Origin of the sequence: Azoarcus sp. DN11, assembly GCF_003628555.1 — a bacterium.
Lineage (GTDB): Bacteria > Pseudomonadota > Gammaproteobacteria > Burkholderiales > Rhodocyclaceae > Aromatoleum.
The window spans coordinates 2,213,774-2,237,372 of record NZ_CP021731.1 but is presented as its reverse complement, the minus strand read 5'-3'; the positions used below and the strand labels follow the sequence as shown (position 1 = coordinate 2,237,372).

Sequence of the window (23,599 nt, the reverse complement as noted above, 5' to 3'; positions counted from 1 at the left end):
GAACTGCCCGTTAACGCGCCGCCTGCAAGTGTCAGCCAAAGCGCCCGGTAACGTAGTCGTCGGTCGCCTTGTTCCGCGGATTGATGAAGATCTGTTCAGTCGGCCCGAATTCAATCAGTTCGCCGAGATACATGTAGGCGGTGTAGTCGGAAATCCGGGCCGCCTGTTGCATGTTGTGGGTCACTATGATGATAGTGAATTCCGTCTTCAGCTCATGGATCAGCTCCTCGATGCGTGCCGTCGAGATCGGATCGAGGGCCGACGTGGGTTCGTCGAGAAGCACGATCTCGGGTTTCACGGCGATGCCGCGCGCAATGCACAGACGCTGCTGCTGGCCCCCCGACAGGCTCATGCCGCTCTGCCTGAGCTTGTCCTTCACTTCGTCCCACACGGCGGCCTTGCGCAGTGCCCATTCGACGCGCTCGTCCATGTCGCTGCGGCTGAGCCGTTCGTGCAGGGCCACGCCGAAAGCGATGTTGTCATAGATCGACATCGGGAATGGCGTCGGCTTCTGGAACACCATGCCGACGCGCGCGCGCAGATGCGCCACGTCAATTCGCGGATCGAGCAGGTTTTCGCCGTTGAGCAGGATCTCGCCTTCGGCGCGCTGCTTCGGATAGAGGTCGTACATCCGGTTGATCGTACGCAGCAAGGTCGACTTGCCGCAGCCGGACGGGCCGATGAAACCCGTCACCTTGTGACGTTGCATCTCGAAGTTGATGTTCTTCAGCGCATGGAAGTTGCCGTAGTAGAAGTCGAAATTGCGGAAGACGATCTGCGCCGCACCGCCTGCGGCGTGTTGGGATGATTGAATAGTATGCATCTGCATCTCAATGAAGTTTTTCGGCGCGAAACACCACGCGGGCGACGATATTGAGGCCGAGGACGCCGACGGTGATAAGGAACACGCCCGCCCACGCGAGCTGCTGCCAGTTTTCGAACGGGCTCATGGCGAACTTGAAGATCGTTACCGGCAGGTTGGCGATCGGGGCGTTCAGCGACACGCTCCAGAACTGGTTGGACAGTGCCGTGAACAGCAGCGGCGCCGTCTCGCCCGAAATTCGTGCCACTGCCAGCAGCACGCCCGTGATTACGCCGGAACGCGCGGCACGCAGCGTCACCTTCGTGATCACCACATGTTTCGGTGCACCGAGCGCAAACGCCGCTTCGCGCAGGGAGCCAGGCACCAGTACCAGCATGTTCTCGGTGGTACGGATGACGACGGGCAGCACCAGCAGCGCCAGTGCGACCCCGCCAGACCAGGCCGAGAATCCGCCCGTGTAGGCCACCATGGCCGAATAGACAAAGAGGCCAATGACGATCGACGGCGCGGACAGCAGCAGGTCATTAACGAAGCGCGTGACACGTCCGAGCACGGTCGTCCGCCCGTATTCGGCGAGATAGATGCCAACGAGAATACCGATCGGCGTCCCCATCGCGGTGCCGAGCCCCACGAGGATCAGGCTGCCGACGATGGCATTGAGCAGACCGCCCGAAGCGGCACCCGGCGGCGGGGTCATCTGCGTGAACAGGCTAAGCGAAAGCGCGCTGCCTCCGAGGTCGATGACCGTCCAGAGGATCCATGCGAGCCAGACAAGCCCGAATGCCATCGCGGTCATCGACAATCCGAGGGCGAGCCTGTTCACCAGCTTGCGCTGCGCATGGAGGTTCATCATGCCGCGTCCTCGCGAGAGGACACTCGCAGCAGCAAGACCTTGGACAGGACAAGCACGATCAGCGTGATAACGAAGAGGATCAGACCCAGTTCCATCAGCGCCGCCGTGTGCAGTCCAGGCGACGCCTCGGCGAACTCGTTGGCGAGCGCCGATGTGATGCTGTTGCCGGGCATGAACAGCGACACCGACGACAGGAAGTTCGTGTTGCCGATGACAAAGGTCACCGCCATCGTTTCGCCGAGCGCCCTGCCGAGGCCGAGCATGATGGCGCCGATGACGCCGTTGCGCGTGTATGGCAGCACGACCCGCCACACTACTTCCCAGGTCGTGCATCCGACCGCGTAGGCTGATTCCTTCAGCATCGCCGGCGTGATTTCGAAAACGTCGCGCATCACGGAGGCGATATAGGGGATGATCATGATCGACAGGATGATGCCGGCGCACAACAGGCCGATACCCAGCGATGGGCCGCCAAACAGCGCGCCTATCACGGGCACCTTGCCGAGCGTGGCAGCAATCAACGGCTGGGCCTCAGCAAAGATGGGAACAAACACCAGCAGTCCCCACATGCCGTAGACGATGCTCGGAATCGCCGCCAGCAACTCGATTGCGGTACCGAGGGGGCGCCGCAGCCAGGTGGGCGACAGCTCGGTCAGAAAGAGCGCGATTCCGAAGCTCACCGGCACCGCGATCACCAGTGCGATGATCGACGTGACGATGGTTCCGTAGATCGGGATGACCGCGCCGAAGGTGTCGGCGGGCGGATTCCACTCGGAGGTGTACAAAAAACTCAGGCCGAAGCGTTCAATGCTTGGCCAGGAGGCAATCGTCAGTGCAACCAGAATGCCGGCGAGCAACACCAGCGCCAGTACGGCGAGGGCGGTCGAGGAGCCGGCGAACAGCAGGGCCGACAGAGTGCGTCGCGGTGCTCGCGCAGGTGCGATCACCTGTTGCATGGCCAGCCTTACGGCGGACGCTTCCATATCTGACAAGTCAGTCTCGCAGCAAAAAACAGGCGGGAGGATTTCTCCCGCCTAATTCATGACATTATTTAGTTGTGATTACTTCGCAAGCACCGCCTTTCCCGACGTGTCCTTGATCTCGCCCCAAGCGCTGCGGACCTGCTTGACGGTGGCATCAGGCAGCGGCACGTAGTCGAGGTCGTCGGCCATCTTGTCGCCCTTTGCATACGCCCAGTCGAAGAACTTGAGGACTTCAGTGCCCTGTGCCGACTTGTCCTGAACCTTGTGCATCAGGATGAAGGTCGCGCCGCTGATCGGCCACGAGTCCTTTCCCGCCTGGTTGGTCAGGATCTCGTAGAACTGGTGGCTCCAGTCGGCGCCAGCGGCGGCGGCCTTGAATGCGGCGGCGTCGGGGTGAACGAAATGACCGTCCTTGTTTTTCATCAGGGCATAGGTCAGCTTGTTCTGTTTGGCATAGGCGTACTCGACGTAGCCGATTGAGCCGGGCAGGCGCTGGATGAAGGCTGACACGCCTTCGTTACCCTTGCCGCCAAGACCGTGCGGCCACTGCACCGCGGTGCCTTCGCCGACCCTGCTCTTCCACTCGGGACTGACCTTGGACAGGTAGTTCGTAAAGATGAAGGTGGTACCGGAGCCGTCGGCGCGGCGGACGACGCCGATATCCTGTTCGGGCAGCTTCACGCCCGGGTTCAGGGCGGCGATGGCCGGATCGTTCCACTTCTGGATCTTACCGAGGTAGATGTCGGCGAGGACTTCACCGGTCAGCTTCAGTTCGCCGGGCTTGACGCCTGCGAGGTTCATCACCGGCACCACTCCGCCAATCACGGTCGGAAACTGCATCAGACCGTCCTTGCCAAGGGCTTCCGGCGTCAGCGGCATGTCGGAGGCGCCGAAGTCGACCGTCTTGGCCGCGATCTGTTTGATGCCGCCACCAGAGCCGATGGACTGGTAGTTCACCTTGTTGCCGCTCGACTGCTGGTACGCATCGGCCCATTTCGCATAAACCGGGGCCGGAAACGAAGCGCCGGCACCCGTGATGTCTGCCGCCATGACGCCAGAGGCAAGGGCGAGGCCGGTGCCGACAACGAACAACGATCGACTAAGTGCTTTCACCATCTGTATCTCCTGGTTCAGGGATGAGGAACGGTGCCGGCGAAGCTTGTCCTCGCGCGACGTGAAAGGCTTCGAGCTTACGACGTTCGTATTACGGGCCTGTGGCAGCGGACGCCGATGACTGTATGGAATGGCCCGCCTGGCGGCGATCCTGTCTGTTCGCTGGTCAAAGCCAACTTGGCCAGCATATTGAAACCGGGAGTACGCGCGGTGAGGTCGTTCGCCTTGCTGGCGAAAGCATTTTCCGCATTGTTTAACCCAGTACCTCCGATAGGTTCCGTCAAAAGAATTCCAGCTCGCCGACCGAACCGTTCGCGGATGATTGGGGAACCACATGGAAATCCAGGCTGGAGCCAGAAACCACGCAAATACAAAGCGTAAGACGGAAATGCAGCGCCCCGTCGATGTCGACTTCATACGACTGCCGGCGTATCGGCCGCAGTGCTTCAAGGTAATTCGCACAGCCGCTTTCGAGGACAATAGGCGTGGATATGCCGGTATGCGGAAATACGGTCTGCACGCTTCGGTTCACTGTTCCGCACACCATATTGACGAATTCGCTGCTGGCATCTTGTAGTGCGCTGTCGTCTAGGCGCTGTGCGGTGCCAATACGCTTCCCGAAAAAACTGGCCGTCGCCGGGTCGGCGGCGAATTCGAACAGCGTGACGATGCGAAACAGGTAGGAGGAGATTCCAAGCACCGTGAGGTGGACCGGCCCTTTGCCGGCGGCTGGATCGTCCTCACGTACAGCTTGCAGGACGACCTTGTCCTTGCCACCCGTGTTCGCGTTTTCGAACAGGGCGTTCTCGAACAGCTGTTCGATGGTCGATATGGCGCGCGGGCTGATCATAGACTCGCATCGGCCCCGGCAATGGTGGCTCGTATCTGCTCCGAGCAGGCGCCGAGCCCATGTACCGCCGTCCGGATCATCTTGGCACTGGCCTGGAGATCCTGAAAGGTCGTCGTGGTGACCAGATCGTTCTTGTCCAGATTCTGCTTGAATGCCTGAGCCAGCTTGGTCGAGGTCAGGGCCAGGTCGCGCACGCCATCGGCGACGACGGCGAATCCCCGCCCTTGTTCGCCGGCCCGGGCAGCCTCGATCGAGGCATTGAGGGCCAGCATGACAACATTTTTGTTGATGTTGGCGAATTTTTCGTTCTGCCCCTTCAGTTCCCGGTTGTTGGCGAGGATGGTCTGCATTTCGTCGTGCCAGCGTTCGAGGGTCTTGACCACCTCAAGCAGGGCGTCGACATCCTTTTTCAGCCGATCGTGATCCGCCGTGAGCGCGCAGCGTACTTGGGCGAGCTGCCGTGAGTGCTCGGCGACGGTCCCGGCGATCGCCGCTTCGCGATCCGCCGTCAATTGCTCGACCGTCGCCGCCAGCGTATTTTCCGATGCTGACTTCTGTTCCAGAATTTCCCGGCGCAAGGCTTCGCTTTCCTCACGCAGCTCGGCCAGGCGCGCTTCGACCTCCGACGGCGGCAGGTGTCCGGTCAGTTCGGCCAGCTGACGATCCCTTTCTTCGATCTGGCCACGGTGGATTCGGCGGGCGCCGACCAGCCTAAGCCAGCCGATCGCGACCGTCACTCCCGATCCCAGCGCCAAACCCACTGCGGCGCTTGTCGTATCCATCGCTCAGGCAACCAGCTTCTTCAGAGAGGCAATGACTGCGGCGCCGTTGAAGGGCTTGACGATCCATCCCTTGATGCCGGCCGCCTTGCCGCGCTCCTTCATCGCCGGGCTGTTCTCCGTGGTCAGCATGATGATGTTCAGGGCATTGTTCTTGAGCTCGCCGCGGATCTTTTCGGCCATCGTCAGGCCGTCCATGTTCGGCATGTTGACGTCGCTGAGCACGAGCTTGAGCGACGGGTCGGACTTGATCTTGTCCAGGCCGTCCTTGCCATCCACGGCGCACGCCACCGTCAGGCCGTTGGCCTTGAGAAAATCGCTCACTTCGTTGCGAACGGTGCCGGAATCGTCAACTACCAGAACTTGAGCCATGACATCTCCTTGTTGCTAAAAACAAACCGATCAAAACAGTTCGAGTTCGCCCGAGTCGACGAAGGACTCGACCGAGGGGTTTTCGCGGAACTCGTCCGGTGCCCAGCAGAGATTGAAGATGAAGCGCTGGTAGATCGGCACCGAAGGCGCCTCGGGCCGGGACCGGTCCCGCAGGGTATATTTCAGGCACAGTTGCGGCTCGTCGGAGCCGAACGAAATGTAGCGGCGGTGATGGTTGATGACGATCGGCACCTGTGTCTGCATGGTCGCGTCAGGTGCACGAGACTGTCCGACGTAGCGGTTCTTGAAGCCCCCCCAGATCAGGTTGGTCGCTTCCCCGAGCACCTGGTTCAGATCCCGGAAGGTGGCTGCCTCGGCACCATCGCGCCCGCCACGGATCAAACCGATGACCGCGTACTCGCACGCCTGCATCATCATGTAACCCCGACACCAACCGCTTTCGATGGTGATCATGGTGAATACCTCACCATAGATGATGCGGTCCTTGACGAGGTAGGGCGTCTCGACGTCCACTTCGCAATGGCGGAATAGCGCCTCCAGCGAAGCGCGTGTGATCTCCGAAATACCCCTGACCAGATCGTTGGGATAAAACCGGCTGAATATCGAATCGTCCAGCGTCGCCTTGAGCTGCTGCAGATCGGCTAGCGTATAGGCACAACGGAACATGGCCGCATCCTTCTCGGCCAAGCCGGCGACGCTGGCTACGCTTTGCCGCCTCAGGAAGACCGGCAGTTCGGGACGCAGGGCATGGATCTGACGTGCCAAAGCCAGGGTCCTGTCCAGATCGCCGCCGAAATTCTCGTACAGCATGATGCCGCCGAGATCGACGTTGGCCCGCAACACCGCCATCAATCCCGTCTCGCCCCCCTGGTTGGCTCGGATCCCCACCAATCCGCACTCTTCGCAGAAGGCCTTCAGGCTACCGACATAGGTCGAGGCATCATCCAGAACCAGGACCTTGCTGACGAGCTTGTGCATCGATTCCCTGTCGTCGTTCACTGTGTTTTCCTTGCTTGCCGGGATCATGCTTCAGACGGCGAGCCGATCGGCGGCTGCAATATCCGTTTCGTCGGCAATTTCGACACTGCCCTGATCATCCTCATCCTGGCCGGACTGAAGCCCGTGCGCAGCGCCGTGGCCGTCGCCATCGTCGGCCTGTACCGCCAGGCTTTGCGGCAAACTGACGACGATCTCGAATTGGCGGAACGGCGAGCCGACCGCGTCGTCGAGGAAACGGATGCCGATCTTGCCGTTTTCGCGGCGAACGAAATCCTGAACGGCATCCATGCCGACTCCGCGCCCGGAAACCTCGGTCACCGTCTCCGCCGTCGAGAAGCCGGGGCGGAAGATCAGACCGGCGATCGCATCGTCATCGAGCTGTTCGGCGGCGGCGATCAACCCATTTCCCACGGCGATGCTGCGGATTCGTGCCAGCGCTAGGCCACGGCCGTCGTCGCTTAGCGAGATGTTCAGCATGCCGTCGCTGACGGACATCGCCAGGTCGATCATGCCGGCGACCGGCTTCCCCGCCGCCTGGCGGGCTTCCGGCGTCTCAATGCCGTGGTCCATGGCATTGCGTACCAGGTGCATGAACACGTTCTTGAGCAGTCCCACCGCCTGGTTGCGAATGTAGTAGCCGCCATCGTCGATGGTCACAATGGGCGCCACTTTCCCCAGTTCGGCTGCGAGCGAGGGCAAAGAGTCGAAGACGCCGCCCAGGGTCTGGGTGATCGGCTCCGTGCCTAGGAGACGCAGTACCTTGCGGACCGCGTTGCGCGCTGCGACCAGCTCGTGCAGGTTGCCGGTATTGACCATTTCCAGGTGCTCCAGGGTTTCCTGGATCTGCTCGCGGTCGACCAGCAGATAGCGGTCGCCGCCGCGCCGTCCCGGTCCCTTGCGCCCGAGACTGACCTCATTGATCCTGGCATAGCGCTCGACAGCCTCGCGCACGGCGGCCAGTTCTTCGAGCAACTGCTCCTGGTCCCAGGCGATGTCGGGGCGCGGCTTGCGCAATAGGTCATAGGTCTGTTCGACGTCATGCACGATATTGGTGAGATGCCGCAGACCGTACGTGCGGGCATTTCCCTTGACCGTATGCATGTTGCGGAAAAGCTGGGTCACGGCAGCCGCTTCCGCCTTGACGTGCTCGCGGATCAGTAGCTCGTTCTCGTCGAGGAACTTGAGCGCACCGGCAATGAATTCGTGGAACTTCTCCTGGCTGACGGCCAGGATTTCGCCGATGATTTCCAGTTCGCGCTTCTGCTCGTACGCTTCGGCAGCTAATTTGCGCAGTTCGGTCACATCGCGAACGCAAAGGAGCAGCCGCACGATGGTGTCGCTGTCGTCGGTAATCGGCGACCAGTTGAGGTCGAGAATCTTGACCCGGCCGTCCGACATCGTCTTGTGAATCTCGCCCACCAGCAGGTGCGAATTGAAGTCGAAATTCATCACATCCTCGCCGATGCAGGCGCCGACGGCAGCCTCGACCTGGGCGAGACTGTCGGTGCCGAGCTCGGTATCGGCGAACACGAGGTCCATCATGCAGCGGTCGGCGATGGCACCGGTTTCGAAAATGGTCTCCAGGTAAGCCGAATACTCCGGATGCACCTTGTTGCCCGCGGCAATCGTCAGGATGCCTTGCGGCATGTTCTGGAGCATGGTCTGGATGTCGTTGGTCTTCTGGCGCAGCAGGTTCGAGCTTTCCTCGATCTTGGCGATCATGACGTTGAACGCGCCGATCGAGCGGCCGATTTCATCCTCGCTGGCGACCGGCAGCCGGCGGGCGAAATCCTGGCTGTCGGCGATCTCCGTCATCATGTTCTGCATGTTGCGGATCGGGATGATCACCTGTCGGTAGAGCAGTACGCCGATCAGGCTCAGCACGGCAACGGCGACCAGGCTGACCGCCGAAACGGTGGTCACGGTCGCCGATAGATTCTCGTTCAGCGCCGTGATCGCGCCGTCCTTGCTGCGATTCTTCTCGACGCGCAGGGCTTCGACGATTCCCTCGAGTTCGCGCTGATACTGCGCGCCGTTGGCGAACAGACTGGCTTCGGCAAGCGCGGTCTGCCCGGCAAGCTTGAATTGGGCCGCCTGCTCGATTTCATTGAAATAGTTGATCAGACTCTCCTGCGCCTGCTCCACCAAGCCGCGCTGCGCGTCGCTCCCGGCCTGCTGCGTCTGCTGCGCAAGGCTGGCCTGCATCTGCGAACGGTATTTGGCCAGCTTCTCCCGCGCCTCGATGGCCAGACCTCGATCCGGGGCATATACCAAAGTCATGCTAGTGAGCTGCATTTCCTTTAGCTGCGATACCAGATCAGCCGACGCCAGCGCGCTGGGGACGATACCTTCCGTGACGCCCTTGACTTCGGCGGCATTGGAGCGCGATTGCACGATCGCGTATCCGCCGATGGAACAGAGCGCGATGAAAGTCAGTGCGATCAATAGGATGATGCGACCACGTATGCTCATTATTCCCTGCCCGTAACGATATTTGAGGTGGCTTCGCATGTGATGGTCTGCCGAGACCGCGACGACTCACGACACGATATGAAACGGCTGACATTATTTATTACATACGTGATAGATTCTTTACAGCGTCGACGTGCCGGTGCGGCCAGTTCGACATGGTCTTTTTTATTTCCATAAAATTGGAAGCATGGAAACGATGAACGCCGCTGACATCCTTGCTGCTCTTGGGCACGAGTCAGAGGATGACGACCTGGCCGCATGGCGCGCCAACCTCGCCGCCTTACGGCAGCACACCGGTCGGTGACGGCCCAGCTCGATCAGCTGTAGCTATAGATCCCAATTTTTCATGCTGCACCGCAGCAATCAGCCGCACCTTTTGTGCTAGAATCCTATTTTGCTGCAAACGGAGTTCACGCCCATGGGTCGCGAAATCGAGCGCAGGTTTCTGGTTTGTGATTCGCGATTCCTGGATGGCCGTACCGGCGAGCGCATCGTGCAGGGCTATGTCGCGAAGGAATCCGGGGCGATGACCACGCGGGTGCGGATCCGCGCCGATCGCGCCTTTCTCGCGCTCACGGGGCCGAGACAGGGGCTCGGTCGCGATGAGTTCGAATACCCCATCCCGGTCGATGACGCGTGGCAAATCCTTTCCGACTATTGCGGCGGTCGGATCGTCGAAAAGACGCGCTACAACGTCGCGTACGCCGACCATCTCTTCGAAGAGGACGTCTTCGCCGGCCGCAACGCGGGGCTCGTCATCGCCGAAGTCGAATTGGCGCATGAAGCGCAGCCGCTGATACTTCCGACTTGGATCGGCGAAGAGGTCACCCTGAACAAGCGCTTCGGCAATTTCTCCCTCGCGCAGTTCGAAGGCCCCACACTCCCGGAAGACAGACGCCGCCCCAAAGGACCCGTTCCGACTCGGCATCTCCAGGCTATGCACTAATCCGTCCGAAGCCCGGCCCGCAGGCCGCAGACTTGCCTGTTCCTGCTGTTACGCTCCCGGCCAGGCCTTAGCGCGCGTTGTCGTGCCCGCTAAATTCGCCGCACCAGGTCTGGCAGTTCACCAGCGGGAAGCGCCAGTGGTGATCCTCACGCGGCGAATGATCGCCTGCAAACGCCGGCGGATACTGCGAGCCACGATCACTGTGATGGATCAAAGCGTTGCGTTCGGGTTGGCGAGCCCACAGGGCCTGCTCCAGGGCGTCGAGGACGAATTCGGTGTGCATGGATCGGCTGACGCGCCAGCCCACGATGTAGCGGGCGAAGACGTCGATAACGAAGGCGACATACACGAAACCTTGCCAGGTCGAGACATACGTGAAGTCGGAGACCCAAAGCTGGTTCGGGCGCTGCGCGGCGAACTGTCGATTGACGCGATCGAGCGGACAGGGGGCTGCCGGATCGGGCCGAGTAGTCCGTACCGCCTTGCCTCGCATCGCACCACGCAGCCCTTGGGCCCGCATCAGCCGCTCGACGGTACAGCGGGCGACCTCGATGCCCTCGCGCTGCAACTGCCGCCACACCTTGCGCGCTCCATACACCTGCAAATTCGCCTGCCAGATCCGCTCAACGTGGGTAGCCAGCACCTCGTCGCGACGAGCCCGCGCACAGCGCAAGGCCGGATCGCGGCGGCGAGCCACGGCGCGTCGATAAGCGGACGGGGCGACTTGCAGAACTCTGCAGATCGGCTCGACCCCGAAGCGCTCGCGGTGCGTGTCGATGAAACCGTTCATCACTTGTTGCGGCGGTCGAGCTCCGCCTGCGCGAAATACGCGCTGGCCAGGCGCAGGATCTCGTTGGCTTTCTTCAACTCGCGCACCTCGCGCTCGAGCTCCTCAACGCGAGCCGCCTCCGCGGTGGTGAAGCCCACTGCATTGAGCATTGGATGCAGTGGCACATACCGCGGTGAAGCCTCGGTCTTCACGCTCGCATCTGCGCGATCACCATTGATATCGAGATAGGCGACCCTGAGATACCAAATCCCGTCACGCAAGCGCAGGTTTCGGGCGGCAAGACGCATGTGCAGCTCCTTGGAAATTGGAGCACTTAACTGGAGCACTTGCGTCGACGTGACTGAAAATCAGCCGTTAATAATCAGTCACTTGGAAAATTTGGCGGAGAGAGCGGGAAGCTCAGATTTAATCCGTAAGCATTTGAATAATATACGATTAATTATTCAAACCTTTACGTTGTAACACCCACATGTAACACCCGCAGCGATTGAAGGATCGCATATTCCGGAAAGCCATACAAGCGTGTTACTGCATAGATGACGCGGCGGCTATCAGGACCTCTGATGAATTTTCACAGTCGATTCCGGATGCTCATTTATTTGAGGTACTGCGCCCGTTCATTGCTGGCGGCCCGCGTCAATCCAGGCTTGCGTAGCCCTCAGCATCTACATGTAAAGCGCACAGTTGAACACTTCGAGCTTGATCAGTCCATCGAGCAGCATGGACATGAAGCCAAGCCCTGTCCTCGGTGGGCTCCAGCTCAAGAATCGCGCCCTTCAAGGATTTCCGGTCCCTGATGACAGACGTCCCGAGAGATAGATTTCTTCGGCCAAGGCTTGGGGCATCAACCAGCTCTCGATGGGCACGTAGCTTTCAACAAACTCGCGCCAGTATGTGCCCGGGTCCTACGCGGCTAGGAGTCTGCGCGGCAGAAGCCAAGCGTCGGTGAGGTAAGCCCTCCCTGGCGTGTCGGGGCCGGTAGACTGTCGAGATGACGAGCTATCTGCCCTATTGCCCGCAGCAGCAGATGCTGCTGCCCCAGGCGCTGCAGGAGTGGCTACCCGAAGGCCACCTGGCGTACTTCATTAGCGACGCGGTCGACGGATTGGACCTGAGCGCGTTCCACACCCGGTATGCCGGGGGCGGACCGCGCAACCAGCCGTTTCATCCGGCCATGATGGTCAAGGTGCTGCTGTATGCGTACGCCACGGGCGTGTTCAGCTCGCGCAAGATCGCGCGCAAGCTGCACGAGGATGTGGCGTTCCGGGTGCTGGCGGCAGGCAACTTCCCGGCCCACCGCACGCTCAGCGACTTTCGCGCTGTCCACTTGAAGGAGCTGAGCGAGTTGTTCGTGCAGGTGGTGCGACTGGCTCGCGAGATGGGGCTGGTGAAGCTCGGGACGGTGGCCATCGACGGCACCAAGGTCAAGGCGAACGCCAGCCGCCACAAGGCGATGAGTTACGGCCACATGGTGAAGGCGGAGGCCGAATTGAAACGGCAGATCGAGGCGCTGCTCAATCGGGCCAAGGCCGCCGACGACGCCGAGAGGAACGAGCCCGAGCTGGATGTGCCGGCCGAGATCGCGCGGCGCGAGGCGCGGCTGACGGCGATTGCCGAAGCCCGGGCGCGGCTCGAGCAGCGCCAGCGCGAGGCCGATCAGGCGCGCGGGCGCAGCGACGATGACGACCGCCGTCCGCGCGGCGGTGACGGCAAACCGAAGGGTGGGCGCTACAAGCGCGACTTCGGGGTGCCCGAGGACAAGGCACAGGAGAACTTCACGGATCCAGACAGCCGCATCATGAAGCGCGCCGGCGGCGGGTTCGATCCGGGCTACAACGCCCAGACGGCGGTCGACGAGACCGCCCACATCATCGTGGCGGCCGAACTGACCAACAACGCCAGCGACGCCGGGCTACTGCCGGGGATGTTGCAGGTCGTGCGCGACACCCTCGCGCAGCGCCCGCGCCAGGCGCTGGCCGACACCGGCTACCGCTCGGAGCAGACGTTCCGGGAGCTCGACGGCTGCGGGACCGAACTGGTGGTGGCGCTGGGCCGGGAAGGCAAGCGCCGACTCGGTTTCGACCGTGAACGCAGTCCGCACACCGCGCAGATGGCCGACAAGCTCGATAGCGAGGCGGGCAAGACGGCTTACCGAAAACGGAAATGGATCGCCGAACCGCCCAACGGCTGGATCAAGAACGTATTGGGATTCCGGCAGTTCAGCCTGCGGGGCCTGGAGCGCGTCAAAGCGGAGTGGAAGCTCGTCTGTATGGCCCTGAACCTGCGCAGGATGAGCACACTGAGGACGGCATAACGGGAAAAAGGGGCGCAAATCTGTCCCCGTTCCCGTCCGGCACGGGCGCAGCACCGTCGCGAAGCAATTCAACCACGGCCGCAGTCTCTTCCCGCACCTCTCGCTTCGCCGATCCTTCTGCTAAAACCCCACTCTCTGGAGTTCTGCCGCGCAGACTCCTAGGGCACGTCGAGTTTCTTGCCGAGCGTAATGGCTGCTGGCGACCAGCTCGGAGCGGATGGACCTCCATCTCGACCGGCGCCACGGCGGCGTCAGGTTCCCCGACGAACGTCCCCTCAGTGAGCCGGTAGCGCGTTGCCCGTGCCAGCCCACTGCTCGTCACCTTTCCCCCGCGCATCGCGCGTCGAGATGGCTCCGTACAGTGTCCGAGCTGCCTTGCGTTTCGGCAATGAGCCCCCCGGCTGCCGCGTCAGGTTAAGGCGTCGAAGGGCGTCAACGACGACCGCAAGTGTCATTTTACTCGCCCACAAATCTGCTCACCATCGTACAGATGCTGCCGGAATAATAAGATACTTCGGACAGAAATGCTCGCAACTTTCCGACGTCGCGAGCACTGCAGTAAGGAGCTCATGATCGACAAGCTGTTGGATGTCGTTCGAGTCGAAGCAAGATCCGATGCACCCTGCTCCTGACTTTCGAGAATGGGAAAAGGCGAATACTCGATATAACTCTTAGGTCGTCTCTGCCGCGCCCGGCAGTGCCGACGCCACCAACTCCGCCACATCGAACACCCACCGCGCCTCCCCGTGCTTCGATGCGCTCGACGTGAGCATCAGCAAGCAAAACGAGCACGAGGTCGCGACCTTCGCGGCGCCGGTGTCGATCGCCTCCTGCATGCGCACGTCGTTGATGCGGACGGTGCCGCCCTTGCCGCCCCAGTAGTTGCCGCCGCCCGCGCCGCAGCAGAAGCTTTCCTTGCGGTTGCGCGGCATTTCGATCAGCTGGCCGACCGCGGCGAGGGCGCGGCGCGGTTCGGCGACGATGTCGTTGTGGCGCGCGAGGTAGCACGGGTCGTGGAAGGTGATCTTCTCCGCGTCGTCGCGCACGACCTGCAGGCGGCCTTCGGCGATGAGGCGGTCGATGAGCACCGAGTGCGGAATGGTCTGCCAGTCGGCGCCGAGCTCCGGGTAGTAGCGGTCGAAGCTGTTGAAGCAGTGCGCGCACATCGTGATGACTTTCTGGATCCTGCGCTCGCGGAAGTCCTCGATGTTGGCCTGGGCGATCTCGACGAACTGCATCTCGTCGCCGGCCATCTTGGCCGGGTCGCCGGTGCAGCGCGACTCTTCGAGGATGCCGTAGGAGACGCCGGCGGCGTCGAGGATGCGCAGCATCGCGCGGGCGACTTCCTGCGCCCGCGCCTCGTAGGCGACCGAGCAGCCGATCCACAGCAGGTATTCCGTCCTGCCCGGCTCGAAGAAGGGCACGTCCAGCCCCTTGCGCCAGTCGTCGGGGTTCGCGGCGGTGCCGACGAAGGGGTGGCCGCGCGATTCGAGGTTGCGGTTCGCAAGCGCCAGCGTGTCGGGCATCTCGGAGCGGTCCATGACGAAGTGGCGGCGGAATTCGAGGATGGTCTCCGCCGGGCTGTTGCTCGTCGGGCATTCCTCGACGCAGGCGGCGCAGGTCGTGCAGTCGAACACCGCCTCCAGGCCGATGGCGTCGATCAGCCCCGGATCGTCGAAGCGCTTGTCTTCGAGCCAGGTGGCGCAGGTGGTCATGACCTTCTTCGGCGACAGGGCCTTGCCGGTCTGCGCCGCGGGGCACACTTCCTGGCAGCGCCCGCACCACAGGCAGGCGGAGAAATCGAGCAGTTTCTTGCGGTCGAGGTCGGCGAGTTTCGCGGCGCCGAAGCTGATTTCTTCACCTTCGGGCGGGTCTGCGTCGAAGTCGATGGGCGCCAGCGTGATGCCCGAGCGGGGCCGTGCGAGTGCCGCGTTGGCGGGCGCGAGCAGCATGTGCGACAGCGGCGTATGGGCGATCAGGCCGATGAAGGCGATGCCGAGCAGCCCGTGCAGCCACCATGCGAGGTGGCCGCCGCCCGCGAGGAGGCCGCCGTCGAGGCCCTGCAGGCCGCCCGACAGCGCGAGCCCGAGGAACTCGCCGCGGCTCGCGGACGCGGGGTCGGCGAGGCGGAAGGCCTCGGCGGTGAAGCCCGCGGCGATGGTCGCGAGGAAGAGCAGCTCCATGACGACGAAGCCCTTCCGTTCGCCCCCGGCCGTGAGGCGTTGGAGGCGCGCGAGCCGGCGCACGAGGAAGAAGGCGACGCCGGCGAACATCAGGATGCCGGCCAGCTCGCGCCCGAGTTCCATCACCACGAAGCCGAAGCGGCCCTGATACACGGGCACGCCGACGAAGCTCAGCACGAACGCGGCGTGGCCGAAGATCGCGACGAGCGCGCCGCCGAACATCAGGCCGTGCGCGAGGCCCGCAATTGGGCGCTTCTTCAGCCGCGACGTGAGCAGGCCGCGCTCGGCGAAGGCCCGCAGGTTGAGGCGTTCCCGCCAGCCCGCCGGCCCGCCGGCTCCGCTCACCCCGCCCTTGCCCGCCGCGATCAGCGCCGCGCGGCGTTTGAGGCCAAGGAACACGCTCGTCAGCGCGGCGCCGAGCAGCAGCGCCAGGATCGTGTAGTCGAGAGCAGAGATCGCGGACATCGTCGGAGCCCCGGTGAAGGTTGGATCAGCGCTTGAGGATGGCCGCGGTGGCGTTGCCGCCGAGGCCGTTGGTCTGCGCGAGGCCGACCTTCGCATCGGGCACCTGCCGCCCGCCGGCCTGGCCGCGCAGCTGCCAGGTGAGTTCGGCGATCTGGAACACGCCCATCGCCGTGGTCGCCTCGCCGAAGGAGACGAAACCGCCGGACGGGTTGATCGGCATGCGCCCGGTCGGCGCCGTCTCGCCGGCTTCGAGCAGGCGTTCCGCCTCGCCCGGCTCGCACAGGCCCCACTCTTCCGGGAAGGCGAGTTCGTAGTAGCAGGTATTGTCCTGCAGCTCGGTGAAGCTGATGTCGCGCGGGCCGACGCCGGAGCGTTCGAAGGCCTTCATGACGGCGGCCTTGGCCTCGGTGTGGAAGCTCGCGCCGGTGGGAACCGGCCCGGCGAGGCTGCGCGGCAGCGCGTCGTCGAAGCCGATGGTGGCGACCGTGCTGGTGGCGACCGTGACCGGCTTCGAGGTGAAGCGGCGCGCCATGTCCTTCGAGCAGATCACGGCCGCGGCGGCGCCGTTGGATACGGGGCAGATCTCGAACAGGCGCAGGGGATTGCTGACGTAGGGCGAAGCGAGCACTTCGTCGAGCGACACGGCCTTCTGGAAACGCGCGAACGGGTTGCTCTCCGAACACTTGCGCGCCTTCACGGTGACCTTCGCCATCTGCGCCTCGGTCGTGCCGTGGTCGAACATGCGGCGGCGGGCGAGCGTCGCCCAGAAGGCCGGGCCCGGCATGCCGACGCAGCGCTGGCGCAGGTATTCCGGGTCGTTGATGTCCTCGACGCCGGAGGTCTGGATCATGCCCTTGGGCATCACCTCGCCGCCGACGACCAGCACCAGATCGTGGATGCCGCCCGCCACGAGCGAGTAGCCGACATTGAAGGCGTTGCCGCCCGCGGCGCAGCCCGCCGACAGGTTGTAGACCGGGATGCCGGTGCAGCCGAGGTCCTCGACGATGTCGTTGCCGTTGAGCCCCCAGCCCTTGCCGCCGGAAAAGCGCGAGCTCGCGGCCGACACCGCCTGCACCTGCCGCCACGACACGCCGGCGTCCTTCATCGCCATGTCCACCGCATGGCGGCAGAGTTCGGTGACCGATTTTTCCCCGACGATCGCATCGCCCGTCTTGCCGAAGCGATGCATCCCTACTCCCAGAACGACGACTTCCTGCATGGTTCCCCCGAGGCTCAGAGCAATTTGAATTTCCACGACGTGAAGGCCTTGCCGTCGTCGTGGTGGATGGGCTCGATCACCAGGCGCACGCGCGCCCCGACTTGCATCGTCTCGACGGGATCGACCATCTGGCCGACGACGCGCAGGCCGCTGTCGAGGTCGACGACCCCGATCGCGTAGGGCACGAAGGGCTTGTCGTAGCGGTGCGGCGGCGGCGGCGGGAAGTCCGCGACCGAGTAGCTCCACAGCCGCCCTTCGCCGCCGAAGGTGCAAGGCACGACGTGCGATTCGTCGCAGGCCGGATTGCGGCAGTGCGACACGCGCGGGAAGTACGGCGTGCCGCACGTGGTGCAGCGGGCACCGTGCAGGCGCGCGCCTTCGTCTTCCGAGAACAGGCCCGGAACGCAGGGTTCGCGCAGCGAGGTATTCGTGCTGAGATCGGTCATCGCATTGCGCTCCGTCATGCCTTCGCGGCCTTGATGAGTTCCGGGAGGATTTCGAGACAGTCGCCGACGACGCCGTAGTGCGCGTAGCGGAAGATCGACGCATCGGCATCCTTGTTGATCGCGATGATGGTCTTCGCCGCGGAGCAGCCCGCCATGTGCTGGCTCGCGCCGGAGATGCCGATCGCGACGTACAGCGCCGGGCGTGTGATCTTGCCGGTGAGGCCGACCTGGTGCGACGAGTCGATCCAGCCGTCGTCGACGATGGCGCGCGAGCCGCCCCACATGCCGCCCAGCGCGGCCGCCATGTCCTTGACCAGCTCGAAGTTCTGCTTGCTGCCGAGCCCGCGCCCGCCCGAGACGATGATCTGCGCATCCTCTAGGCGCGCCTCGGCCACCTGCGGCGAGGCGGTGACGGCAAAGCGCTCGGCCACGGCTGCGCCGGTGAGCGCGACGCTGTGCTGCGCAACCGTGCTCGGGGCCGTGGCGGGGGCTGCGACGATCGCGGTCGTGCTCACCGACAGCACCGCGAGGGGAGCGTCGACCTGGTAGACGGCATGCGTGTCGCCGCCGAAGGCCGTGGCCGTGACCTGCTGTCCGCCGCCGGCCGGCTCGACGTCGAAGACGTTGGCCACCACCGGCACGCCCAGGCGGCCCGCCAAACGCGCCGCGATCACGCGCGACTCCGCCCCCTGATTGAAGAGCACGGCGCGCGGCGCGGTCTGGCCGCAGTAATCGGCCAGCGTTGCCACCAGCGCATCGGGCCCGGCCGCGGAGGCGCCGGCCCCCGGCACCGTGTCGAGCCGATCGACGCCGTAGCGCGCGCCGACCTCGACCGCTGCTGCGGCGGCCCCGCCGAGCACCAGCCAGCGCAATTGCGCGCCGGTCGCAGCGGCCAGTTTGCGCGCAAGCGTCAGCGCCTCTTCGGTGCCGCCGTCGATGGCATCACCCCATGAACACAGCACAACGGCCATAGCGAGGACTCCTTGTTCAATACGATGAATTGAAAAGCCGGCCGGGAAAAAACGCCCTGATCCCGTGCCGCGGGACCTGATCTTTGCAAATCAGTCTAATTGCGCGCCTTTATTCGCACCGCCCGGCTTCGAGTCAGATGGGGACTTTGCCAATTCATTTCCGGCCAGACGAATCAGCCTGGAATGCATGCGCCACACGGGATTCACGGTGCAAGGATGAGGCGCGGACGATTTACCGCCGCGACCATGGCCTTTTCTGACATCGCTGCGTCCACTTCGGAACTGCCATCGCCCAACATCGCCCAAAAGCGCTCTCTAAAATCGGCTCATCGAATCGGGGCATCCCGGCCATTGCCGAATTGCCTGCCGGATTAATCAATTCCTGAATCGGGGGCACACATGGATTTTGAGTTTTCCGAAAAAGAACGCCAATTCCTGCGCGAAGTCGGCCAATTCCTCGCGGACAATCACGATCCGAAAGTCATGGACGTCACCCGCGAAAACATGGCGCAGGTGTGCGACACGCCGGAGCGGCGCGCCTTCATGAAGAAGGTGGCGGAAAAGGGCTGGCTCGGCATCACCTGGCCGAAGGAATACGGGGGCCAGGAAGGCGAAGGTTTCTACGAATACCTGCTCAACGAGAAGCTCTCCTCGGTCGGCGCGCCGCAGATCGGCAAGGGCGTCGGCATCATCGGCAAGACGCTGATCAACGTCGGCTCGGAAAAGCTCAAGCGCGAATTCCTGCCGCAGATCCTCGACGCGAAGATCGAATTCGCGGTCGGCTACTCCGAGCCCTCCGCCGGCTCCGACGCCGCCGCGATGCGCCTGAAGGCCGAGCGCAAGGGCGACGGCTGGGTGCTCAACGGGCAGAAGGTGTTCACGACCTCGGCGCACTTCGCCGACTGGTACTGGGTGGGCGCGCGCACCGATCCGGATGCGCCCAAGCACCACGGCATCACGCTGTTCCTGGTGCGCATGGACGACCCGGGCCTGACGATCCACCCGATGTACACGATGGGCAACGAGCGCACCAATGCGGTGTTCTTCGACAACGTGTTCGTGCATGACGACTACCGCGTCGGCGAGCTCAACAAGGGTTTCCAGTACATCGCCGAGGCGCTGGACATCGAGCGTTTCAGCATGTTCACGTTCGCGCCGATCCGCGGCCGCATGGAGGTGCTGGCCGACTACGTGAAAACCGCGAAATGCGACGGCAAGCCGCTCAAGGACGACGCGGTGGTGCGCCAGAATATCGCCGAGCTCGCGACCGAATGCGAGGTGGCGCGCGTGCTGGGGGTGAAGTTCGTCGATGCCGCGATCAACAGCAACAAGACGCCCACCGTCGAGGCCTCCGAATACAAGTTGTACGCGACCGAGCTGTCGCGCCGCCTCGCCGATGCGACGATGGACATCGTCGGCCCCGGCGGCCAGCTCGCCCTGCACACCGAGGACGCCCCGCTCAAGGGCCGCGGCGAGAGCTGCTACACCTACACGGTGATCGACACCATCGGCGGCGGCTCCTCGCAGGTCCAGCGCAACATCATCGCCAAGCGCAAGCTCGACCTGCCGAAGAACTTCTGACGGGGCCGCGGCGATGAATTTCCTCGACGGCTACACCGTTCTCGATCTGGCGAGCGTCGGCCCGGCGGCGCGCGCCTCGCGCCTCCTCGCGGACTTCGGCATGCGCGTCATCAAGGTCGCGCCGGTCGCGGCGAAGGGCGCGAAGCAGGTCGATCCCGTCTTCCACGCCTACGGCGCGGGGCGCGGCACGCGCCGCATGCGCGTCGATCTGAAGTCCGACGCGGGGCGAGACACGCTGCTGCAACTGGCCGGGCACGTCGACGTCGTGATCGAAAGCTACCGCCCCGGCGTCGCGGCGCGGCTGGGGGTGGGCTACGCGGACTTCGCCGCGTACAACCCGAAGATCGTCTATTGCTCGACCAGCGGCTACGGCCAGCACGGCCCCTGCGCGCAGTGGGTCGGCCACGATCTCAACTATCTGGCGATGTCCGGCTTTCTCGCTTGCAGCGGCCGCGATGCCGAAGGCCGCCCCGCCCTGCCCGGCGCGACGCTGGCCGACGGCGCGGGCGGCGGCATGCACGCGGCGCAGTCCATCCTCGCCGCGCTGCTGCGCCGCGAGCGCACCGGCAAAGGCGCCAGCCTCGACGTGGCGATCACCGACGGCGCGCTGAACCTGATGTCGCTCTATCTCGACCAGTACCTCGCCACGGGCGAGGACACCGGCCCCGGCTCCGGGGTGCTCACGGGCAAGTATGCGTGGTACGGCGTGTATGCGACGGGCGACGGCGGGCATCTCGCGGTGGGCGCGATCGAGGGTCATTTCTTCCGCAACCTGTGCCGCCTGCTGGAACTCGAGTCCTTCGCCGACCACCAGTACGACGAGACGCAGCAGGACGCGATGCGCGCGGCCTTCGCGGCTCGCTTCCTGACCCGCAGCCGCGACGAATGGGTCGCGCTGCTGGCCGGCGCCGACACCTGCGTTGCGCCGGTGCTGACGGTGCCGGAAGTCGTCGCACACCCGCAATTCCGCACGCGCGACGCGTTCATGGGTGCCGAGCATCCAGGGCGCGGTGCGTTCGAGCAGCTCGCCCCCGTCCTCGCCGGCTGCGAGCGCCGCCAGCCGGTGCATCACGTCGCCCCGCCGGGCCATACCGACACCGACGCGATCCTCGCCGAAGCGGGCTTCCCCGCCAGCCAGATCGCCGAATTGCGCACGACAGGGGCCATCGAATGAGCGCACGCGACCAACACGCCATGCCCTCCGCCATCGACCTGCCCACTGCGGTCCGGCAGATGATCGGCTCCCCGATGTACGAGGAACAGACCGAGTTCCCGATCGAGATCGGCTACGTCTACAACACCTGCGCCGCGGTGCAGAACGCGAACCCGATCTTCTGGGATGCGGCCGTCGCCGACGCCGTCACCGGCGGGCCGATCGCGCCGCCGACGATGATGTCGGTGTGGTTCCGCCCGCACCACTGGGAGCCCGGCGCCACCGGCGAGCGCAAGGCCTTGCAGGCGCATTTCGACCTGAAGCAGCTGCTGGACCTGCCCGAAGCGGTCGTCGCCAGCAACGAAGCCGTGTTCGGCGAACCGGTGCGCCCCGGCGACCGGCTCACCACCCGCCAGATCGTGCGCTCGGTCGGCCCCCTCAAACAGACGAAGCTGGGCCTCGGGCGCTTCTGGACAATCGACGTCGAGACCACCAACCAGCGCGGCGAGTGGGTCGGCACCGAGATCTACACCATGCTGGGCTACCGGAGGCCGGAACAATGAGCGCGACCGCAATCCCGATCCTTCCCGGCATCACCGCGGCCGAGATCACGGCGGGCCAGCAGCTGCCCCCGCTGCGCCACCCGGTGAGCGCCACCACCATCGTGCTCGGCGCGCTCGCCAGCCGCGACTGGCGCCCCATGCACCACGACAAGGATTTCGCCGTCGAGCGCAACGGCGTGAAGAACATCTTCATCAACACGCCGAACAACGCCGCGTGGTTCGAGCGCTACATCACCGACTGGACCGGCCCCAGGGGCCGCCTCGGCCGCCTGCGCTTCGAGATGAAGAAATCGGTCTTCCCCGGCGACGAGATGTGCTTTGCCGGCGTCGTGCGCGAACTCGCCACCGATGCGGCCGGCTGCCACTGGGTGGACCTGGATCTGACGATCTCGGTCGACGGCGAAGTGCGCACCGCCGGCCATGCCCGCGTCGCCGTGCCGGGCGACCCCACCGACAACCCCTGGACCCGCAAGGGCGAGCGCTGGATGCCCTGAGGCGCCAGCGCAAGACCGACCACTTTTCGAGAGGCTGCCCATGGACCTGCAGTTCACCGACGAGCAGAACATGCTCCGCGACATGACCCATAACCTCTGTGCCGACTACTGCGGCACGGACGTCGTGCGCAAGATGGAAAACGACCCGCTCGGCGTCCCCGAGGCCTTGTGGGCGCAGATGCGCGAAACCGGCCTGCTGGGCATGGCCGTGCGTGAGGAAGACGGCGGCATGGGCCTGAACATGCTCGACTGCGCCGTCATCTACGAACAGCTCGGTCGCCACCTCGCCCCCGGCCCCTACTTCCCCAGCACCGTCATGACCGCCGGCGCCCTGCGTCATGCCGGCGAGGCCGCCTACCGCCGCGCCCTGCTCGGCGCGATCGCGGCGGGCGAGACCATCGTCGTGCCGGCCTGGCTGGAGCCGGACGGCGGCTTCGGCCCCGAGGGCGTGCAGCTGCGGGTCGAACGGCGCGGCGACGGCTACGTGCTCAGCGGTACCAAGCGCCACGTCTTCCACGCGGCCGCCGCGCAGCAGCTGCTGGTGCTCGCACGCACCGGCGAAGCGGCCGATGCGATCGACCTCTTCCTCGTCGACACGAAGGCGCCCGGCGTGACCCTGACGCAGCAACAGTCGATGGCGTCCGACACGCAGTACCGCGTCGACTTCGATCAGGTGCGCGTCGCCTCCGAGAACCACGTCGGCGCCGAGCGCCGGGGCTGGGAGGCGTGGGAAGCCGCGATGTACGAAGGCATCATCCTGCTCGCCGCCTGGGCCGCGGGCGGCGCCGAGCGCGCGCTCGAGATCACGGTGCAGTACTCCAAGGATCGCGAGCAGTTCGGCAAGCCGATCGGCGCCTTCCAGTCGCTCGCGCACTACATGGCCGACGCCAGCGCGGTGGTCGATGGCGCCAGGATGCTGGTGCAGGAAGCCGCCTGGGCGCATGCCGCGGGCAAGGACGTGAAGCGCCTCGCGCCGATGGCCAAGCTCTTCGCGTGCCGCGCCTTCCGCGAGGTCACGCACATGGCGCAACAGGTGCACGGCGGCATCGGCTTCACGCTCGACTACGACATCCAGCTCTTCTACCGCCGCGCCAAGCAGCTGCAGATGAACTGGTGGGATTCGCGCTACCTGGAAGGGCTGATCGCCGCCGACATCCTCGACCGCGACGGCGGGCGGACGATCCCCGACCCCTTCAGTGCCTGACACCC

Annotated in this window: 20 protein-coding genes, 1 pseudogene and 1 other annotated feature; of the genes and pseudogenes, 7 read left to right on the top strand and 14 right to left on the bottom strand. The window is 64.2% G+C overall.

Annotated features, from left to right (window positions below; translation table 11 throughout):
• Window positions 1–31 precede the first annotated feature (31 nt).
• The 9 genes from pstB to CDA09_RS10140 all read right to left on the bottom strand — a co-directional run bounded on the left by pstB (window position 32) and on the right by CDA09_RS10140 (window position 9,304).
• The gene (pstB, locus tag CDA09_RS10180; protein WP_121430815.1) at window positions 32–823 is read right to left on the bottom strand and encodes a phosphate ABC transporter ATP-binding protein PstB; all 792 of its coding nucleotides are present in this window, start codon (window positions 821–823) and stop codon (window positions 32–34) included.
• 7 nt (window positions 824–830) lie between these two features.
• Complete coding sequence (gene pstA / locus CDA09_RS10175; RefSeq protein ID WP_353616643.1) at window positions 831–1,676, bottom strand: phosphate ABC transporter permease PstA; 846 nt, start codon at window positions 1,674–1,676, stop codon at window positions 831–833.
• Window positions 1,673–2,632 carry a phosphate ABC transporter permease PstC gene (gene pstC, locus CDA09_RS10170; RefSeq protein ID WP_121428518.1) on the bottom strand — a complete coding sequence of 320 codons (960 nt, stop codon included), beginning with the start codon at window positions 2,630–2,632 and terminating at the stop codon, window positions 1,673–1,675. The genes pstA and pstC overlap by 4 nt, the downstream gene beginning before the upstream one ends.
• 105 nt (window positions 2,633–2,737) lie before the next feature.
• On the bottom strand, window positions 2,738–3,775 hold the full coding sequence (pstS, locus tag CDA09_RS10165) for a phosphate ABC transporter substrate-binding protein PstS (protein WP_121428517.1): 1,038 nt from the start codon (window positions 3,773–3,775) through the stop codon (window positions 2,738–2,740).
• A gap of 277 nt (window positions 3,776–4,052) precedes the next feature.
• A complete protein-coding gene (locus tag CDA09_RS10160) occupies window positions 4,053–4,622 on the bottom strand; it encodes a hypothetical protein (RefSeq protein ID WP_121428516.1) in 570 nt (189 codons plus the stop codon).
• Window positions 4,619–5,359, bottom strand: a complete 741-nt coding sequence (locus CDA09_RS23625; protein WP_286164452.1) for a methyl-accepting chemotaxis protein — start codon at window positions 5,357–5,359, stop codon at window positions 4,619–4,621. The genes CDA09_RS10160 and CDA09_RS23625 overlap by 4 nt, the downstream gene beginning before the upstream one ends.
• 48 nt (window positions 5,360–5,407) lie before the next feature.
• A complete protein-coding gene (locus CDA09_RS10150) occupies window positions 5,408–5,773 on the bottom strand; it encodes a response regulator (RefSeq protein ID WP_121428514.1) in 366 nt (121 codons plus the stop codon).
• A gap of 30 nt (window positions 5,774–5,803) precedes the next feature.
• A complete protein-coding gene (locus CDA09_RS10145; protein WP_217351302.1) occupies window positions 5,804–6,793 on the bottom strand; it encodes a chemotaxis protein CheX in 990 nt (329 codons plus the stop codon).
• Window positions 6,794–6,823: 30 nt separating this feature from the next.
• On the bottom strand, window positions 6,824–9,304 hold the full coding sequence (locus CDA09_RS10140; RefSeq protein WP_217351301.1) for an Hpt domain-containing protein: 2,481 nt from the start codon (window positions 9,302–9,304) through the stop codon (window positions 6,824–6,826).
• A gap of 379 nt (window positions 9,305–9,683) precedes the next feature.
• On the opposite strand from CDA09_RS10140, the gene CDA09_RS10135 reads away from it, so the two are divergent.
• Complete coding sequence (locus tag CDA09_RS10135; RefSeq protein ID WP_174718431.1) at window positions 9,684–10,211, top strand: CYTH domain-containing protein; 528 nt, start codon at window positions 9,684–9,686, stop codon at window positions 10,209–10,211.
• Between the two features lie 181 nt (window positions 10,212–10,392).
• On the opposite strand, the pseudogene CDA09_RS10130 reads toward CDA09_RS10135, so the two are convergent.
• Window positions 10,393–11,135, bottom strand: a pseudogene (locus CDA09_RS10130) (IS3 family transposase); the annotation flags it as partial.
• Window positions 10,927–11,043 (bottom strand) — a sequence feature (AL1L pseudoknot). (Overlaps the previous pseudogene by 117 nt.)
• Window positions 11,136–11,992: 857 nt before the next feature.
• On the opposite strand from CDA09_RS10130, the gene CDA09_RS10125 reads away from it, so the two are divergent.
• Window positions 11,993–13,315 (top strand): IS1182 family transposase, encoded by a 1,323-nt coding sequence (locus tag CDA09_RS10125; RefSeq protein ID WP_121427554.1) that lies wholly within the window; start codon window positions 11,993–11,995, stop codon window positions 13,313–13,315.
• Between the two features lie 671 nt (window positions 13,316–13,986).
• On the opposite strand, the gene CDA09_RS10120 is transcribed toward CDA09_RS10125, so the two are convergent.
• Genes CDA09_RS10120 through CDA09_RS23505 form a run of 4 tightly spaced genes read right to left on the bottom strand, consistent with a single transcriptional unit; the run spans window position 13,987 to window position 18,599 of the window.
• Window positions 13,987–15,963 carry a (Fe-S)-binding protein gene (locus tag CDA09_RS10120; protein WP_121428512.1) on the bottom strand — a complete coding sequence of 659 codons (1,977 nt, stop codon included), beginning with the start codon at window positions 15,961–15,963 and terminating at the stop codon, window positions 13,987–13,989.
• A gap of 25 nt (window positions 15,964–15,988) precedes the next feature.
• Window positions 15,989–17,152 (bottom strand): thiolase C-terminal domain-containing protein, encoded by a 1,164-nt coding sequence (locus tag CDA09_RS10115; protein WP_164844403.1) that lies wholly within the window; start codon window positions 17,150–17,152, stop codon window positions 15,989–15,991.
• Window positions 17,153–17,196: 44 nt separating this feature from the next.
• The gene (locus CDA09_RS10110; RefSeq protein ID WP_164844402.1) at window positions 17,197–17,628 is read right to left on the bottom strand and encodes a Zn-ribbon domain-containing OB-fold protein; all 432 of its coding nucleotides are present in this window, start codon (window positions 17,626–17,628) and stop codon (window positions 17,197–17,199) included.
• A gap of 14 nt (window positions 17,629–17,642) precedes the next feature.
• On the bottom strand, window positions 17,643–18,599 hold the full coding sequence (locus tag CDA09_RS23505; protein WP_121428509.1) for an electron transfer flavoprotein subunit alpha/FixB family protein: 957 nt from the start codon (window positions 18,597–18,599) through the stop codon (window positions 17,643–17,645).
• A 399-nt stretch (window positions 18,600–18,998) separates the two neighbouring features.
• Between CDA09_RS23505 and CDA09_RS10100 the strand changes: the two genes are divergently transcribed.
• From CDA09_RS10100 to CDA09_RS10080, 5 genes are read left to right on the top strand one after another with little or no spacing between them, the layout of a single operon-like run.
• The gene (locus CDA09_RS10100; RefSeq protein ID WP_121428508.1) at window positions 18,999–20,180 is read left to right on the top strand and encodes an acyl-CoA dehydrogenase family protein; all 1,182 of its coding nucleotides are present in this window, start codon (window positions 18,999–19,001) and stop codon (window positions 20,178–20,180) included.
• Between the two features lie 13 nt (window positions 20,181–20,193).
• Complete coding sequence (locus CDA09_RS10095; RefSeq protein ID WP_121428507.1) at window positions 20,194–21,354, top strand: CaiB/BaiF CoA transferase family protein; 1,161 nt, start codon at window positions 20,194–20,196, stop codon at window positions 21,352–21,354.
• Entirely contained in the window at window positions 21,351–21,896 is a 546-nt protein-coding gene (locus CDA09_RS10090; protein ID WP_121428506.1) for an FAS1-like dehydratase domain-containing protein, read from the top strand. Before CDA09_RS10095 ends, CDA09_RS10090 begins: the two co-directional genes overlap by 4 nt.
• A complete protein-coding gene (locus CDA09_RS10085; protein WP_121428505.1) occupies window positions 21,893–22,390 on the top strand; it encodes a hotdog family protein in 498 nt (165 codons plus the stop codon). Before CDA09_RS10090 ends, CDA09_RS10085 begins: the two co-directional genes overlap by 4 nt.
• A 40-nt stretch (window positions 22,391–22,430) precedes the next feature.
• The gene (locus tag CDA09_RS10080; protein ID WP_121428504.1) at window positions 22,431–23,594 is read left to right on the top strand and encodes an acyl-CoA dehydrogenase family protein; all 1,164 of its coding nucleotides are present in this window, start codon (window positions 22,431–22,433) and stop codon (window positions 23,592–23,594) included.
• The last annotated feature ends 5 nt before the right edge of the window (window positions 23,595–23,599 follow it).

Coding starts and splice junctions, on each gene's coding strand:
- pstB (WP_121430815.1), bottom strand. CDS start 823: ATGCATACTATTCAATCATCCCAACACGCCGCAGGCGGTGCGGCGCAG.
- pstA (WP_353616643.1), bottom strand. CDS start 1,676: ATGATGAACCTCCATGCGCAGCGCAAGCTGGTGAACAGGCTCGCCCTC.
- pstC (WP_121428518.1), bottom strand. CDS start 2,632: ATGCAACAGGTGATCGCACCTGCGCGAGCACCGCGACGCACTCTGTCG.
- pstS (WP_121428517.1), bottom strand. CDS start 3,775: ATGGTGAAAGCACTTAGTCGATCGTTGTTCGTTGTCGGCACCGGCCTC.
- CDA09_RS10160 (WP_121428516.1), bottom strand. CDS start 4,622: ATGATCAGCCCGCGCGCCATATCGACCATCGAACAGCTGTTCGAGAAC.
- CDA09_RS10150 (WP_121428514.1), bottom strand. CDS start 5,773: ATGGCTCAAGTTCTGGTAGTTGACGATTCCGGCACCGTTCGCAACGAA.
- CDA09_RS10140 (WP_217351301.1), bottom strand. CDS start 9,304: ATGCGAAGCCACCTCAAATATCGTTACGGGCAGGGAATAATGAGCATA.
- CDA09_RS10135 (WP_174718431.1), top strand. CDS start 9,684: ATGGGTCGCGAAATCGAGCGCAGGTTTCTGGTTTGTGATTCGCGATTC.
- CDA09_RS10125 (WP_121427554.1), top strand. CDS start 11,993: ATGACGAGCTATCTGCCCTATTGCCCGCAGCAGCAGATGCTGCTGCCC.
- CDA09_RS10120 (WP_121428512.1), bottom strand. CDS start 15,963: ATGTCCGCGATCTCTGCTCTCGACTACACGATCCTGGCGCTGCTGCTC.
- CDA09_RS10115 (WP_164844403.1), bottom strand. CDS start 17,152: ATGCATCGCTTCGGCAAGACGGGCGATGCGATCGTCGGGGAAAAATCG.
- CDA09_RS10110 (WP_164844402.1), bottom strand. CDS start 17,628: ATGACCGATCTCAGCACGAATACCTCGCTGCGCGAACCCTGCGTTCCG.
- CDA09_RS23505 (WP_121428509.1), bottom strand. CDS start 18,599: ATGGCCGTTGTGCTGTGTTCATGGGGTGATGCCATCGACGGCGGCACC.
- CDA09_RS10100 (WP_121428508.1), top strand. CDS start 18,999: ATGGATTTTGAGTTTTCCGAAAAAGAACGCCAATTCCTGCGCGAAGTC.
- CDA09_RS10095 (WP_121428507.1), top strand. CDS start 20,194: ATGAATTTCCTCGACGGCTACACCGTTCTCGATCTGGCGAGCGTCGGC.
- CDA09_RS10090 (WP_121428506.1), top strand. CDS start 21,351: ATGAGCGCACGCGACCAACACGCCATGCCCTCCGCCATCGACCTGCCC.
- CDA09_RS10085 (WP_121428505.1), top strand. CDS start 21,893: ATGAGCGCGACCGCAATCCCGATCCTTCCCGGCATCACCGCGGCCGAG.
- CDA09_RS10080 (WP_121428504.1), top strand. CDS start 22,431: ATGGACCTGCAGTTCACCGACGAGCAGAACATGCTCCGCGACATGACC.